A 14,428-nucleotide genomic window follows, 5' to 3' on the forward strand; every position below is an offset into this window, starting at 1 on the left:
TCTCGACCGTTTTTCTTCATACGCGTATGACATACAGGACACTGTGGCGCTTGGGCAGAAACATGTCTCATACCTTCTATGACACACCCACAAGGTATCAGAAGAAAACCTCAACACGCCCTAACACCAAGAAACACAACGCCTAACACAAACTTAAGCAATAACTTTAGTTCCTATATGCCTACATCGGCGAAAATAGCGCTAAGCATATCCCTGCTACGAGGAAGCTATACATGCGATTATGGAATCGCTGCTTATCCGAACTCCCATGACCGTTCATGGCGAACTCCTTATCTTCTCTCACCTCTCATCAGCTGTAATGCGAGGCTTAAGGATAAGTATACCAACAGAAAACAAAAAAATCTCCCCAGAACGGGAAGATTCCACGAAAGTGTCCGGAGCGGGACTTGAACCCGCACGCCCGTATAAAATGGGCACTAGCACCTCAAGCTAGCGCGTCTACCATTCCGCCACCCGGACAGTTCTCTCAGCAGTGGATTTCTCCAGTGCTTCAAGCAACAGTTATGTAGAATAGTATAGATGCCCTATCAATGCAAGACCGGCGTGTCGCTCCGAGACTCCACCCCCACGGCTAGGCTAGAGACCATGCAGATTCTTCGAGTAGACTCCTTAGAGGACCCGCGCTTGAGCGCATACATTAATCTCACCGAGATCCAGCTGAGAAACAAGCTCGAGCCAGACCAGGGTATCTTCATAGCAGAAAGTCCTAAAGTCATAGAACGCGCGCTCGCTGCCCACCGAGAGCCACTCTCCTTTCTCATAGAAGAAGAGTGGCTCGAGGGCATGAAAGAGACCTTCGCTTCTGTAGACTCGCAGTGGGGGCCTGACATTCCCGTCTTCGTGGCATCCGAAGAGCTTCTGAAAAAGCTGACCGGGTATCGTCTTCACCGGGGAGCCATGTGTGCTATGCGCCGCTGGGAACTTCCGAGCGTCCGTGACCTCTGTGCTGATGCGAAGCGCGTAGCGGTCATGGAGAACATCGTGGACTTTACGAATGTGGGTGCTTTGATGCGCTCCGCCGCCGCACTCGGTATAGATGCCGTCCTCGCTACCCCATCCTGTCTCGACCCACTGTACAGAAGGGCTGTGCGCGTCTCTATGGGGACGGTGTTCCAGGTACCGTGGACGAGAATCGGCGGAAGTGAGAGGAAGAATTGGCCACAGCCATCTATCCAGGAGCTGACAGAACTCGGATTCACCACCGTGGCCATGGCACTGACGGACGACTCCATCTCACTGCAGGAGCTCAGCAGACGCATACACAGCGCGCCGAGCGAGCCAGACCACATAGAAAAAGTAGCCCTCATCTTCGGCACCGAAGGCGACGGGCTGAGCAAGCGCACGCTCGCCGCCACAGATCTGACGGTAAAAATCCCTATGAGCCACGGCGTGGACAGCCTGAATGTAGCAGCATCCAGCGCCGTCGCCTTCTATGCCACGATGTGAGACATTATGCGGATAATTGGCTCAAAACCTGAGCTATGTCCGCATCGATCCCCAGACCGCGGTCAGCTATCTCGCGCGGAACGTACGCATCCTCGAGCGAGACTGTCACATACGTGGCGAGCGGATTATCATATGTAAGCCGCCAGAACGGATACGTAATAATGCTCGGCGTATTCTGCCCCACGCCGAGCTCGAGATAGAGCACATGCTGAGCCGGGGAGCCCTCCAAGCTCCGAGATTCGTCCGTTCTGCGCAAAAACTCGCCATAGCGTTCGGCGGCCGCATGCCAGCCCGCATCCTCCACGAAATCGCCATCGATACGCAGATTCATACGCACCGCCCGACCCTGCTCATCTCGAGGAATGAGATGGGATGGTATACGCATGGACATGTCCTGTGCATCGTCCGGAGGGGTATAAATCCCCGCATCGTTTTTCACCCAGCCCTGAGCTTCGAGAGCAGCTGAGACCCACTCTTCGTTATCATATGTGCGGGACTGAGCGTTCTCAGCATCTGTCTTATCCTCGCCTCGCTGCTCGGGCACAGTCTCGAAAAGGCCATAATCTCCCTGCGTATAGAACAGGCGTTCCTTATCAAATCCCGCATTCTGGAACTGATGGTCCACATTCGTGGTCAGGACGAAATAATCCTTCCCGTCTACGAGATTTTTTAGCCGCGTGTACAGGCACGTCGCGGAATCTGACGGCATGTAGCGGTTCACATAAATATGGCGCGACCACCACGCCCAGAGCGTCTCCTCATCAGGAAAGGGATAAAAACCACCAGAATACATATCCTGTATACCATACTCTGCTGCAAAGTCTGCGAAGTACTTCTCGAAGCGCTCGCCCGAGTATGTCAGACCCGCTGCAGTGGATAGGCCCGCCCCCGCGCCGATGAGGATGGCGTCAGCGTCGTCGATGGCCGTGCGGAGCGTCTGTATTTTTTCCTCGTATATGGTATCGATAGTGGCATCGCTTGCAGTAGCGTTCGTGCGCACTGTCGCACTCCCTTCTCTTTTTCTTCTCGATGCTTGCGCACGGCTTGCAGCTCCGTACACTTACTACACGCCCAGAAGTTCTTCATAATACTGTCGGTCAGCGTCCGAGAAGACATTAAAAATAATGCGCTCTACGGCGCCAGGATGGTTTTTCTTCCACTCTTCTACAGTGTCCACCGCTATGCGTGCGGCACGCTCAGCTGGGAAATGGAACACTCCCGTGGATATGCAGCAGAATGCCACGCTATCCAGTCCGCGCTGCGCGCAGAGGTCCAGAGTGGCGGAGTAACACTGCGCGAGGAGCTCCTTATCGCGCTCAGTCACTCGTTTGCCAGAGGTCACCGTCTCGTCACCCTGAATAATCGGTCCCACGATGTGGACCACATGCTTCGAGGGGAGATTATAGGCCGGTGTGAGCATGGGCACAACCGTCGGCTGTTCGTAGTGCGGACCATATGTCTCACGAAGCTCGTTCATCTGCCGCGCACACTCCTGCCGTAGCTGCACTCCCGCTGCCGTATGAATAGCATTATCGATGCAGGCATGCAGTGGCGCGAAGCAGCCGAGCATGTGGGAATTCGCTGCGTTTACTATGGCATCGGCATCCAGTCGTGTGATATCTCCCTGCCAGAGATAAAGTTCATCTCGCACTTCGGACAGGTCGTCCACATGGACGATGCCGTGTTCGCGCACTCGAGCCTGCAGGTAGATATCCTGCAGTTTTTGCGTGCGCTCGTCGAGAGGGGCAGGCCTGCGTATATTCATCAGCGCCTGGAGTAGCTCGCGCTTGCCCTCCTCATCATCCGGCGTCTCGAGATGCGCATAGTCGCGCGAGTCCACCTTAAACGCCTCGACGAGTTCGTCGAGAACGTCTGCTGACGATATGCTCACGTTACGCTCTTTCCTCGAGTATCGTTTTCAATTCTTCGCTGATATCTGCCAGTGTATATTCTCGCATTTGATTCTCCATGGCCGTCTGGATAGCATCCAGTTTTCCATCGAGAAGTGTGTGAATATTTCCACCTACCGGGCATGCTGGGCTCGGATTCTCATGAAAGCGGAACAAGTCTCCGCTTTCCACTGCATCGACGGCTTTATACACATCGAAAAATGTGATGTCTTTCAGTGGCCTGTTCACTGTAATGCCGCCGGTTCCGCGCGCTACAGTCAAAAGGTCTGCCTTCTGGAGCTGCCCCAAAATCTTTCGGATAATCACGGCATTCGTCCCTATACTTCCTGCGAGGAAATCACTGGTGACTTTTTGCGTCGCACTAAAGTGGTCCACGCACTCAAAGATGTGCAGTGCCACGGTAAATCTACTAGATATCTGCATGTGTCTCGCTATTCCTTACTCTTTTCTGCTAAAACTTTCCGTTCTCGTTCTTCCATGCGCTCTTCGGAGGTATAGTCTCCTGGATATTCCATTATCCCCATCCTCGCTCAAAGACCCTCAGAAATGTCATTCGAGCCTTTTCTGCACCGCCAGAAAAATGCTTCATCGTTTTCACGAAAGCATCCACGTCCGTACCATCTGTAACATGATGATCGATGTACTCCTCACGGAGGAGACTGCGTGCCGCCCCACTCATCTCCCGACTCAAAAGTACGGAAAAGAGCCTGAGCTTTTCAGCATTCGTCGTCATTATTCATGTTCCTCCCCCCCCTACACGCTTCGCAAGGAGCCGTATCATCCAGATGTAACTCTTTCTATTTCATCCAGCTCTATCCTACTTGATTCTCTTTGTAACCGCAAGTCTTACATCATGGCTATGCGCTAAGGGGAAAGGGGTACTTTTGGGCGGATGTGACCTGGCACGCGCAAGCCATACATAGTTTTGGGCAGAAATGATCATGCATGAAGTCACTTGCGCCCAAAAAGCGCCCCTTTTCCCTCGCCCTATGATCACTTCCGCCCAAAATCTCTCCTACGCCTCACGCACTTCCCCTTTTGCGCAGAAATGACTACAGCACACCGCTCTGAAGACAGTTTTGCGCAGAAATGACCATCCGTACAGTCACATCCGCACAAAACCCTCACGCACCCCACACACCCCTTACAAAAAAGGGGCCAGCACCCCACACGTGGTGGAACACTGGCCCCTCTGGTCCTTTGACCCTTTTCTAGCCTCAGCCCTAGGCCTTCTTCTCCTGCGACCCGTGGATGGAGTATGGCGTCTCATCCTGGTCTTCTTCGATGTAGTCATCCTCTTCGACCACAGCGCCGGTGAGCTTACCGAGGTTCTTCAGACCGTGGTACGCGATGAGTGCTGCGAAGGAGCCGATGGCGATGCCGTTAAAGCTCACACCCTGGATGGCGAAGGTGAAGTTTGCGATACCGATGATCATGACGATGGCACCCACCATCATGTTCACGTTCTTACCGAAGTCCACCTTATTCTCCACCCAGATACGCACACCGAGCATACCGATCATACCGTAGAGCAGCGTGGTCACACCACCGAGCACACCTACCGGGATGGTGTTAATGATGGCGCCGAACTTCGGGCACAGGCTCAGAATGAGTGCGAAGCCAGCTGCGAACCAGTATGCGAGTGTCGAGTACACCTTCGTAGCTGCCATCACACCGATGTTCTCGGCATACGTAGTGGTACCCGAACCGCCACCGAGACCTGCGAACATGGTACCCAGACCATCTGCGAAGAGGGACTGTCCTATCTGCTTATCATAGTTACGTCCCGTCATGAGGGATACAGACTTCACGTGACCGATGTTTTCTGCGATGAGCACGAGGACTACTGGCAGGAACATGAGCAGTATGGAGAAGTCTGCCTGTGGAGCATGGAAGCGTGGGAGGCCCACCCATGCTGCATCTTCGACTGGCTTAAAGTCCACCTGACCGCGCGCGATAGCATACACATAGCCGATGAGCACGCCGATGAGGATGTTCAGGCGTCCCAGCATTCCCTTAAAGAGTACTGCCACGAGCATGACCGCGAGAAGCGTAACCAGAGCAGTGTCTGGAGCTGCCTTAAAGTTGTTCCATGCCGATGGAGCCAGGTTAAAGCCGATGATGGCCACGATAGCGCCATTCACCACTGGAGGCATGAGCTTATCGATCCACTGTGCGCCAGCATAGTGCACGATAACGCCCACGAGAGCCAGAGCCAGACCCGTGCACAGAATGCCGAAGCTCGCCACTGCCAGACCCTTATGTGCAGCGGTGACTGCTGCGATAGGGGCTATAAAACCAAACGAGCTACCCAGGTAACTAGGTAGCTTGTTATTATTAATCAGAAGGAACAGCGCGGTGGACAGTGCCGTGAAGAACAGTGTCGTGGATGGGTCGAATCCCGTAAGAATAGGAACGAGGAACGTAGCACCGAACATAGCGATAACGTGCTGTGCACCGACGCTGGCGGTACGGGCGAAAGTGAGACGTTCTTCTGGCTCGATTACCTCACCTGGAGCGATGTGCTTTCCATCACCGTGAAGCTGCCATGTGAAATTCAACGACATGTATATCTCTTTCTTCTCGAAAAAAGCGCCCCACAGCGAGCATTACTCAGCACAGCATGAGACCGCGCGAAAGTAATGAGGCTCGCTGGGAGCGCCTTTACTAATATCGTTGAAACTTCATACTAGCGTATGGTGACGAAAAAGGACACAAACCGCTCAGTTCCGGCGTGTCCCTCGCCCAGAACGCCTGCCCAGATCCCTCCCCTACGCATAGGCGCGCGGCAGGTTATCGAGGTTAAACCCGAGAGCGGCCAGCTGCGCTGCGCCATCTTCGGTGATCATATCCACGTTCCACGCTGGTGTCCACGTCCAGTCTACGCGGAATTCTTCCACGAGACCCGCGAGCACACTCGCACACTCGTCCTCGATGAGGTCGGTGAGCGGGCATGCCGGTGTGGTCAGTGTCATGGTGAGGATGGCGCGCCCCAGGTGGTCTATCTCGATGCCGTAGACCAGCCCGAGGTCCACCACATCCACACCGAGCTCAGGATCCATGACCTGATGGAGCGCTTCCTTTACATCTTTCGCCGTCACACGGCCTATCTCGTCGAGAAAAGTCAAACTTACACCTTCGAACTCTTCGGTTCGCGTACTTTCATTCATCGCAGCGCCCTCCTTGGCTCGTGCCCTCGTATAGGATTCTTCTAGCATACCTGCTGAGGACGGATTTTGCGCTATCTGGCGTGCCAGCTCGTCATCCGAGTAGACGCTGGAGACGGCGTCGAAGATGCTTCCGGTCGGCTCGGGTACGAGATTCGTGAGGTTATCTGATGCCATGGGTGCTCCGTACTTTCTTATGTCGTTCTTACTTTTCCTTATTTGGTCATCTGTGTCAAGGCTATCGCTGCAGAATCCTTCAAACCTTCCCATCCGAGCAGCGCGCACTTGATGCGCATCGGGTATTTCGAGACGCCCTGGAAGACGATGGCGTCGTCGAGTGCTTCTTCTGCTGCGTCATCGTCGAGGCCTGCTCCGCGCGATTCCATGAGCTTTTTAAAGGTCCGCGAGAGCTCCATAGCCTCGTCGAGCGTTTTACCCTGCACGAGGTCGTACATGATGGACAGGCTGGCCTGCGAGATAGAGCATCCCTGACCGTCCCAGATGAGGTTTTCGATGCGGATAGGCTCGCCGTTCGTGCCGTCCGAGAGTTCCACGCGGACGGTGACTTCATCCCCGCATGTCGGATTAAACTGATGCGACTGCGCGCTCACGCAGGCTTCGTGCTCGGCGCGCACGGTCTGCGCCGCGCTACTCGCCTGTTCTGAGGCCGCGCTCGTGATGTCCGCCGCAAAGGACTGCTTTCCGTGAGGTGCTTTCGAGGCTTCGAGAATGACCTCTTGATACATCTGTTCGAGTTCGTCGTACATTTTTCCTGCCAATTCTACCGCGTAAAGAATCCGCGCACATCACGCACGGCATCTTTCAGGCGTTCTATCTCTTCTGGGGTGTTATAGACTCCCAAGGATACTCGGTTCGACGCATAATATCCGAAATGCCTGTGTACAGGCTGTGCGCAGTGATGTCCCACGCGGATAGCGATACCACGAGAATCGATGAATTGGCCTACGTCATGCGGATGAACGCCGTCTATCTCGAAGGCGACCGTGCCGATGCGGCTCTCAGCCGAGAGCGGACCGAGCACATGCACGCCGTCGATGTCCTGTAGCTCGAGCAGAGCAGGAACGAGCGTCTTCTCGTGCTCCTCGATGGCGCCCAGGCCTATCTCACGCATCCAGCGCGCAGCTACTCCCGCAGCCACGACCTGTGCCACAGGCTGCGTTCCCGCCTCGAACTTCGCCGGCGGAGCCATGTACTGTGCAGGTTTCTCCATCCAGGCGAGCTCGACCATGGATCCACCGAAGTTCACCGGAGGTAGCTTTTCCAGCAGCTCGCGGCGCCCATACAGAAAGCCCACGCCCGTCGGCCCATACATCTTATGCGCGCTGAACGCAGCGAAATCCACGTCCAGAGCGTGAAAATCCACCGCGATGTGCGGAACGCTCTGGCAGGCGTCGAGCACGACGAGGGCACCCACTGCATGCGCGCGCGCCACGATAGCCGCCACATCCGTAATAGCTCCCGTCACATTCGAGATATGGGTGAAGGCCACGACCTTCGCCCGCTCGGTAATAGCCTCAGCCAGGCTCTCCTCATCGGTGCGTATCCGGCCTTCCGCGTCGAGATCCAGCCAGCGCAGCGTGGCCCCCGTGCGGCGGCACAGTTCCTGGAACGGCAGCAGAACAGAGTGATGCTCGGCACGCGAGACCACCACTTCATCGCCAGGATGAAGGGCGAAAGGCTCGATACCATCGAGGGACGCGTGGTCGAAGGCATTCGCGAGGAGATTCAGGCCAGCAGTGGCACCACCCGTGACCACGAGCTCATCATCTCCATCTCCGAAATGTGCCCCCACGAGACGTGCCACCTCATAGCGCGCCTGCTCATATGCCTCAGTGCTGCGCGCAGCCAGCTCGTGTGCTCCACGGTGGACGCCCGCGTTTATAGTGCGGTAAAAGTCTGCTTCAGCGTCGATGACGCAAGCTGGCTTCTGCGCAGTAGCACCCGAGTCGAGGTATGCCAGAGGCTGCCCGTGGATGGTCTGGTCGAGCAGTGGGAACTGCGAGCGAATCTCAGCGATGTCCATGACTATGCTTCTTTCTGACGAATCTGGCTGACGAAAATGCGCGAGCGGCACGAAGAGCGAACTCCCGTGCCGCTGTAGCTGTGCAGGACTTTTATGCCTGCGCGGACTCCGTGCTTCCCTCTGGCATGTACTTATCGTATCCATGCTCTTCGAGGTAGTCTGCCAGCTCTGGACCTGCAGTCTCCACGATGTGACCATCGGCGAAGACGTGGACGATGTCTGGCTTAATGTACTTGAGGATGCGCGTGTAGTGCGTCACCATCATAATGCCGAGACCCGTGTTCGCCTTCGCGCGGTTTACGCCCTCGGACACGATGCGCAGAGCATCCACGTCCAGACCCGAATCCGTCTCGTCGAGTACAGCGAACTTCGGCTTGAGCAGCTCGAGCTGGAGCACTTCTGCACGCTTCTTCTCACCACCGGAGAAGCCTTCGTTTACCGAACGCGTGGCGAACTTCGGATCCATGCGCAGGTTTTTCATAGCCGCAGTAAGGTCCTTCGTCCACTGGCGGACAGCCGGAGCCTCGCCGTCTATGGCAGTCTTCGCAGTGCGCAGGAAGTTCGTCATAGGAACACCTGGCACCTCCACTGGATACTGCATAGCGAGGAAGAGTCCAGCCTGAGCGCGCTCGTCTGGCGTCATGGTGAGGATATCCACACCATCCAGGAAGACCTGACCGGAGTCCACTTCATACTTCGGGTGGCCCGCCAGCGTGTATGCCAGCGTGGACTTTCCCGAACCATTTGGGCCCATGATGGCATGAGTTTCGTTCGAATTAATGGTGAGGTTTACGCCTTTGAGGATCTGCTTGCGTCCCTCATTCGTCTCTACGGATGCGTAGAGGTCTTTGATTTCTAGTACAGACATGACTGCTCGTTACCTTTCCAGACGTGCGTTCACAGTGTTCATAAGGTGCTCAGAGATGGCTGGGATGCCTATCTCTTCTATCAGCTCGTTAAAGAAGCCAGCGACCACGAGCTTCTGCGCTTCCTTCTCCGGGACGCCTCGGCTCATGAGGTAGAACAGCTCTTCGTCGTCGAAACGACCCACAGAGCTGGCGTGACCGGCTCCCACGATGTTCCCGTTTTCTATCTCGAGGTTTGGCTCCGAGTCCGCTATGGCACCCGGGACGAGGATGAGATTACGGTTCAGCTCGTAGGAATCCGTGCCCGGAGCGGTCGGCTCGATGAGAGCATTCCCCACCCATGTAGAGTGGGCTCCCTGACCAGAGAGCGCTCCCTTATAGATGACGCGCGACTTACACTCAGGCTGGTTATGTACCACCATCGTGCGGTGCTCGATGTGCTCCCCCGGCTCAGCGAAGTAGATACCCAGCATGGTGAGGTCGCCCTGCTCGCCACCGAAGTCCTGATCCATACGGATGCGCACTGTCTGGCCGCCCAGAGTGACCACACTGTGACGCAGTGTAGCACCCTTACCCACATGAATACGGTGGTTACCCACGTGCTTCGAGGTATCCGACCATTCATGAATAAAGGTGGTGGATACTTCAGAGAAGTCTCCTGTGGAGATCTCCACGCCTTCTGCCAGACGCGCATCTCCATCATGCTCTACCACGATGTCTGCGTGCACATTCGCCGCAGTGGTGATGACCAGATGGAGAGAGTCCAGCTCAAAGCTTTCCGAGTGCACGCGCACGAGCACAGGCACGGACGTATCCTCTGCCAGGTGCACGTGGACGGCGTTCGCACCAGAATTCCACTCGACAGCCGAGACGCGGTCATTCGGCTTCGAGACGGTTCCGGCAGGCGCCTGCGACTTAGGAATTGACACACAAGAAACGCCAGACGGCACATCCGAGCCGTCGATGGCGCTCACGCTCACCTGCACCTGACCTGCAGGAGTGAAGACAGATGCGAACTCCTCGAGACGCTCGACCGGCGTAAAGCGCCAGTCATCCAGCTTCCTGCTCGGCAGCGCGAAATCCTCCACGCTAAACGAACGCGGATTCTTATCCGCACTCGACGGCATAGCAGCAGGAATAGCGTACGGGTTCGTGGGATCTGCCACAGGAATGCTTATCTCTTTACGCTCAGCCATTTAGCCCACCGATCCTTCCATCTGCAGCTCCACCAGACGGTTCAGCTCCAGAGCATATTCCATAGGCAGCTCACGCGAGATAGGCTCCACGAAGCCGCGCACTATCATACCCATAGCTTCCTTCTCTTCGATGCCTCGGCTCATGAGGTAGAAGAGCTGATCTTCCGAAACCTTCGACACGGTCGCCTCGTGTGCCATGGACACGTCATCCTCACGGACGTCCACGTGCGGATACGTATCCGAACGAGAGAAGTCATCCACGAGCAGCGCATCACAGACCACGTTCGAGCTTGACCCTTCAGCACCCTTCACTATCTTCACCAGACCGCGGTATGCCGAACGGCCGCCGCCACGCGAGATGGACTTCGCCACGATGGTGGAGCTCGTATGAGGAGCCAGGTGAATCATCTTCGCACCTGTGTCCTGGTACTGGCCCTTTCCAGCGAAGCCGAGAGACATGGTCTCTGCCTTCGCATACGGCTCAGCGAGGATGCACGCTGGGTACTTCATGGTGGCCTTCGAGCCGATGTTCCCGTCCACCCATTCCATAGTTCCGCCCTCACGCACGTAGGCGCGCTGGGTGACGAGGTTATACACGTTATTCGACCAGTTCTGCACCGTGGTATAGCGCACGCGTGCGTGCTTTTCCACGATGATCTCCACGATAGCCGCGTGCAGCGAGTCTTCCGAGTAGATAGGCGCCGTGCAGCCCTCGACGTAGTGGACGTACGAGCCTTCGTCCGCGATGATAAGCGTGCGCTCGAACTGGCCCATAGCTGGAGTGTTAATGCGGAAGTAAGCCTGCAGCGGGATGTCCACGTGCACGCCCTTCGGCACATACACGAAGGAGCCGCCCGACCATGCTGCCGTATTCAGCGCGCCGAACTTATTATCTTCTGGAGAGACCACAGTACCGAAGTACTTCTTCACGAGGTCAGGATACTCGCGCACGGCGGTATCCGTATCCACGAAGATGACGCCCTGAGCCGCGAGATCGTCACGAATGGAGTTATAGATAACCTCCGACTCGTACTGTGCGGCCACACCGGAGACGAGACGGTTCTTTTCCGCTTCCGGAATACCGAGACGGTCATAGGTGGTGCGAATGTCATCCGGGAGTTCTTCCCAGCTCTTCGCCTGCTTATCCAGAGGCTTCACGTAATACTTGAAATCATCCGCGTCGAACCCGCTGAGATCCACGCCCCAGTCTGGCATAGGCTTCTCCACGAATGCCTTATATCCACGCAGGCGCATGTCCAGCATCCAGTCTGGCTCGCCTTTATCAGCGGATATCTCGCGCACGACGTTCTCGTCGATGCCCTTTTTCGCCGCTTTACCTGCTTCGTCGGAATCATGCCATCCGTACGTGTACTCGCCGAACTGCTGGATGAGCTCGTCATCCTGCTGCAGCTTTTCGGCGTTCACGCCACCTCGAGCGTCGATGTATTTGTTCATTTCTACATCTTCGTTCGCCACGGCCACCTCCTTTTAGCTTGTATCTTTCTCTCCTGTGCTGTGACACAGAGGTCTTCTGTCCATTCTAGAAAGGACTGTCCCCGTTTTACTACGCTGGGAATGAAAAAGCGCCGACGTGTGAGCATACTCACACTGTCAGCGCTTTTCTTTTCTGAGGTCAATTTTCGCTCTACCTTGCGGTGGGAGCGCTCCTGCCGCAGGCTGAATGCCTGGGCTACGCCTGACTTACGCCTGCTGTGCGGATGCGTGAGCAGCGTGCTTACGATCCACAGCAGCCTTCACCAGACCAGCGAAGAGTGGGTGTGGCTTCGTAGGGCGGCTCTTAAACTCTGGGTGAGCCTGCGTACCGATGTAGAACGGATGCACGCTCTGAGGCAGCTCCACGAACTCAGCGAGCTGGCCGTCTGGGCTGGAACCGCAGATGGACAGGCCTGCCTCTTCGAGCTCGTGCTTGATGTTCACAGCCACTTCATAGCGGTGACGGTGACGCTCGGTAACCTTCGTGGATCCATAGAGGTCTGCAGCCAGAGACTTTTCCTTCAGCACTGCTGGGTAGGAACCCAGGCGCATGGTGTGGCCCATGTCTCCGTTACCCGAAACGATGTCCTTCTGCTCTTCCATCGTGGCGATGACTGGATGCGTGGTGTCTGAGCTGAACTCCGAGGAATTCGCATCTTCATAGCCCAGGACGTGACGCGCATACTCGATGACCATGGACTGCATACCCAGGCAGATGCCGAGGGCTGGCAGCTTATTCTCGCGAGCGTAGCGCAGAGCATTCACCTTACCTTCGATACCGCGGATACCGAAGCCTCCCGGAATAACGATGCCGTCGAGGTGACCGAGGTAGCGCTGAGCACCTTCCATGGTTTCGCAGTTATCTGCAGAAATCCACTCGATCTTCGCGCGCACGTAGTTCCCGAAGCCGCCAGCCTTAATAGCTTCGGTGACGGACAGGTAGGCATCTGGCAGGTCGATGTACTTACCCACGATACCGATGGTTACTTCATCCTTCGGATGGTGCACGCGGTCGAGCAGGTCCTCCCACTCAGCCCAGTCTACGTCACCGCAGGTGAGCTCGAGGTGCTTGATGACATACGAGTCCAGGCCCTCGGAGTGGAGCATGGTAGGAATCTCGTAGATGCTTGGTACGTCCACGCAGTTCACTACTGCGTTCTCGTCCACGTCACACATGAGCGAGATCTTATCCTTAATGCCCTGACCCAGTGGACGGTCCGAACGTAGCACGAGTGCATCTGGACGGATACCCAGCTGGCGCAGCATCATGACGGAATGCTGCGTAGGCTTCGTCTTCAGCTCATGAGCGGACGCGATCCATGGCACGAGAGAGACATGAACGAACATGCAGTTCGTGCTGCCGAGCTCGGTGCGCACTTCGCGTGCTGCTTCGAGGAATGGCTGAGACTCGATGTCTCCTACCGTTCCACCGATTTCGGTGATGATGACATCTACATCATCCCCCGCCTGGGAGCGCATGCGCTCCTTAATCTCATTCGTGATGTGAGGAATGACCTGCACGCACTGGCCGAGGTACTCGCCGGCGCGCTCCTTACGCAGAACGTTCTCGTAGATCTGGCCAGTGGTCACATTCGCACGCTGGCTCAGCGGTACGTCCAGAAAGCGCTCATAGTGACCGATGTCCAGATCCGTCTCAGCACCGTCTTCAGTGACGTACACTTCGCCATGCTGGAATGGGTTCATAGTGCCAGGATCGACGTTAATATACGGGTCCAGCTTCTGCTGCAGAACACGCAAACCGCGGCTGCGCAGAAGGCGTCCGAGGGAGGAAGCGGTGAGACCTTTACCGAGAGAAGACACGACGCCACCGGTGACGAAAATGTGCTTCGTAATATGTTCAGAAGTATTACCATGTTCATTAACCATGGAATTTAAGTATATCAGTTTCGTATGACGAAAAGCTAGGGTGTGTTAGGGCTCGGAGCGAATTTTTCTGGCAGTCACCATGGATATCTCTGCGTCACTCTCGTCTACACGTTTAGCGCTATGGCGTACTTTATGTACTTTAACGTCTCGAGGCGAGCACAGAACATCGAGGATGATATAGAGATAGAGTAGGCTGACTGAGGTCTGTAGGGGCTTCCCGTCTCGAGAAGTTTTGGGCGGAAATGACCACGAGAACCTCGTTCTGATACGCTTTTGGGCGGGAATGACTGCACAGATAGTCATTCCCGCCCAAAACTTTGCTAGACAAAACTTTGCTAGACAAAACTTTGCTAGACAAAACTTTTCGAGACGAGACGTGATGAGGCCATCAGCACAC

13 protein-coding genes and 1 tRNA gene are annotated in these 14,428 nt (G+C 55.7%); 1 reads left to right on the forward strand and 13 read right to left on the reverse strand.

Features of this window, described 5'->3' with window-relative positions:
- Positions 1–392 precede the first annotated feature (392 nt).
- Positions 393–480 (reverse strand) — tRNA-Leu (locus tag ALMA_RS06805).
- Positions 481–606: 126 nt separating this feature from the next.
- On the opposite strand from ALMA_RS06805, the gene ALMA_RS06810 reads away from it, so the two are divergent.
- The gene (locus tag ALMA_RS06810; protein ID WP_094726953.1) at positions 607–1,467 is read left to right on the forward strand and encodes a TrmH family RNA methyltransferase; all 861 of its coding nucleotides are present in this window, start codon (positions 607–609) and stop codon (positions 1,465–1,467) included.
- 4 nt (positions 1,468–1,471) lie between these two features.
- Here the strand turns inward: ALMA_RS06810 and ALMA_RS06815 are convergent, their stop codons facing one another.
- The 12 genes from ALMA_RS06815 to ALMA_RS06870 all read right to left on the reverse strand — a co-directional run bounded on the left by ALMA_RS06815 (position 1,472) and on the right by ALMA_RS06870 (position 14,031).
- Positions 1,472–2,467, reverse strand: a complete 996-nt coding sequence (locus ALMA_RS06815) for an SIR2 family NAD-dependent protein deacylase (protein ID WP_211278348.1) — start codon at positions 2,465–2,467, stop codon at positions 1,472–1,474.
- A gap of 63 nt (positions 2,468–2,530) precedes the next feature.
- Positions 2,531–3,358, reverse strand: coding sequence for a protein-ADP-ribose hydrolase (locus ALMA_RS06820; protein WP_211278349.1), 828 nt, complete (start codon positions 3,356–3,358; stop codon positions 2,531–2,533).
- Between the two features lies 1 nt (position 3,359).
- Entirely contained in the window at positions 3,360–3,800 is a 441-nt protein-coding gene (locus tag ALMA_RS06825) for an Rrf2 family transcriptional regulator (protein WP_086107051.1), read from the reverse strand.
- Positions 3,801–3,891: 91 nt separating this feature from the next.
- Complete coding sequence (locus ALMA_RS06830; protein WP_094726955.1) at positions 3,892–4,110, reverse strand: hypothetical protein; 219 nt, start codon at positions 4,108–4,110, stop codon at positions 3,892–3,894.
- A gap of 490 nt (positions 4,111–4,600) precedes the next feature.
- Complete coding sequence (locus ALMA_RS06835; protein WP_094726957.1) at positions 4,601–5,944, reverse strand: uracil-xanthine permease family protein; 1,344 nt, start codon at positions 5,942–5,944, stop codon at positions 4,601–4,603.
- A 204-nt stretch (positions 5,945–6,148) separates the two neighbouring features.
- Positions 6,149–6,721, reverse strand: coding sequence for a metal-sulfur cluster assembly factor (locus tag ALMA_RS06840; protein WP_169712324.1), 573 nt, complete (start codon positions 6,719–6,721; stop codon positions 6,149–6,151).
- Between the two features lie 38 nt (positions 6,722–6,759).
- Positions 6,760–7,311: a Fe-S cluster assembly sulfur transfer protein SufU gene (gene sufU, locus ALMA_RS06845; protein WP_094726959.1), complete on the reverse strand. Its 552-nt coding sequence runs from the start codon at positions 7,309–7,311 to the stop codon at positions 6,760–6,762.
- A gap of 14 nt (positions 7,312–7,325) precedes the next feature.
- On the reverse strand, positions 7,326–8,588 hold the full coding sequence (locus tag ALMA_RS06850) for a SufS family cysteine desulfurase (protein ID WP_094726960.1): 1,263 nt from the start codon (positions 8,586–8,588) through the stop codon (positions 7,326–7,328).
- A gap of 91 nt (positions 8,589–8,679) precedes the next feature.
- On the reverse strand, positions 8,680–9,456 hold the full coding sequence (gene sufC / locus ALMA_RS06855; protein WP_086107056.1) for a Fe-S cluster assembly ATPase SufC: 777 nt from the start codon (positions 9,454–9,456) through the stop codon (positions 8,680–8,682).
- A 9-nt stretch (positions 9,457–9,465) separates the two neighbouring features.
- Positions 9,466–10,650: a Fe-S cluster assembly protein SufD gene (gene sufD, locus ALMA_RS06860; RefSeq protein WP_094726962.1), complete on the reverse strand. Its 1,185-nt coding sequence runs from the start codon at positions 10,648–10,650 to the stop codon at positions 9,466–9,468.
- Positions 10,651–12,105, reverse strand: a complete 1,455-nt coding sequence (gene sufB / locus ALMA_RS06865; RefSeq protein ID WP_086107076.1) for a Fe-S cluster assembly protein SufB — start codon at positions 12,103–12,105, stop codon at positions 10,651–10,653.
- A 246-nt stretch (positions 12,106–12,351) separates the two neighbouring features.
- Positions 12,352–14,031 carry a CTP synthase gene (locus tag ALMA_RS06870; protein WP_086107058.1) on the reverse strand — a complete coding sequence of 560 codons (1,680 nt, stop codon included), beginning with the start codon at positions 14,029–14,031 and terminating at the stop codon, positions 12,352–12,354.
- Positions 14,032–14,428: the final 397 nt, after the last annotated feature.

The sequence above is a fragment of the Alloscardovia macacae genome, from assembly GCF_002259705.1.
Classification (GTDB): Bacteria; Actinomycetota; Actinomycetes; order Actinomycetales; family Bifidobacteriaceae; genus Alloscardovia; species Alloscardovia macacae.

Excerpts from the sequence above, each read along its gene's own strand:
- ALMA_RS06810 (WP_094726953.1), top strand. The coding sequence starts at position 607 with ATGCAGATTCTTCGAGTAGACTCCTTAGAGGACCCGCGCTTGAGCGCA.
- ALMA_RS06825 (WP_086107051.1), bottom strand. The coding sequence starts at position 3,800 with ATGCAGATATCTAGTAGATTTACCGTGGCACTGCACATCTTTGAGTGC.
- ALMA_RS06830 (WP_094726955.1), bottom strand. The coding sequence starts at position 4,110 with ATGACGACGAATGCTGAAAAGCTCAGGCTCTTTTCCGTACTTTTGAGT.
- ALMA_RS06835 (WP_094726957.1), bottom strand. The coding sequence starts at position 5,944 with ATGTCGTTGAATTTCACATGGCAGCTTCACGGTGATGGAAAGCACATC.
- ALMA_RS06840 (WP_169712324.1), bottom strand. The coding sequence starts at position 6,721 with ATGGCATCAGATAACCTCACGAATCTCGTACCCGAGCCGACCGGAAGC.
- sufU (WP_094726959.1), bottom strand. The coding sequence starts at position 7,311 with ATGTACGACGAACTCGAACAGATGTATCAAGAGGTCATTCTCGAAGCC.
- ALMA_RS06850 (WP_094726960.1), bottom strand. The coding sequence starts at position 8,588 with ATGGACATCGCTGAGATTCGCTCGCAGTTCCCACTGCTCGACCAGACC.
- sufC (WP_086107056.1), bottom strand. The coding sequence starts at position 9,456 with ATGTCTGTACTAGAAATCAAAGACCTCTACGCATCCGTAGAGACGAAT.
- sufD (WP_094726962.1), bottom strand. The coding sequence starts at position 10,650 with ATGGCTGAGCGTAAAGAGATAAGCATTCCTGTGGCAGATCCCACGAAC.
- sufB (WP_086107076.1), bottom strand. The coding sequence starts at position 12,105 with ATGAACAAATACATCGACGCTCGAGGTGGCGTGAACGCCGAAAAGCTG.
- ALMA_RS06870 (WP_086107058.1), bottom strand. The coding sequence starts at position 14,031 with ATGGTTAATGAACATGGTAATACTTCTGAACATATTACGAAGCACATT.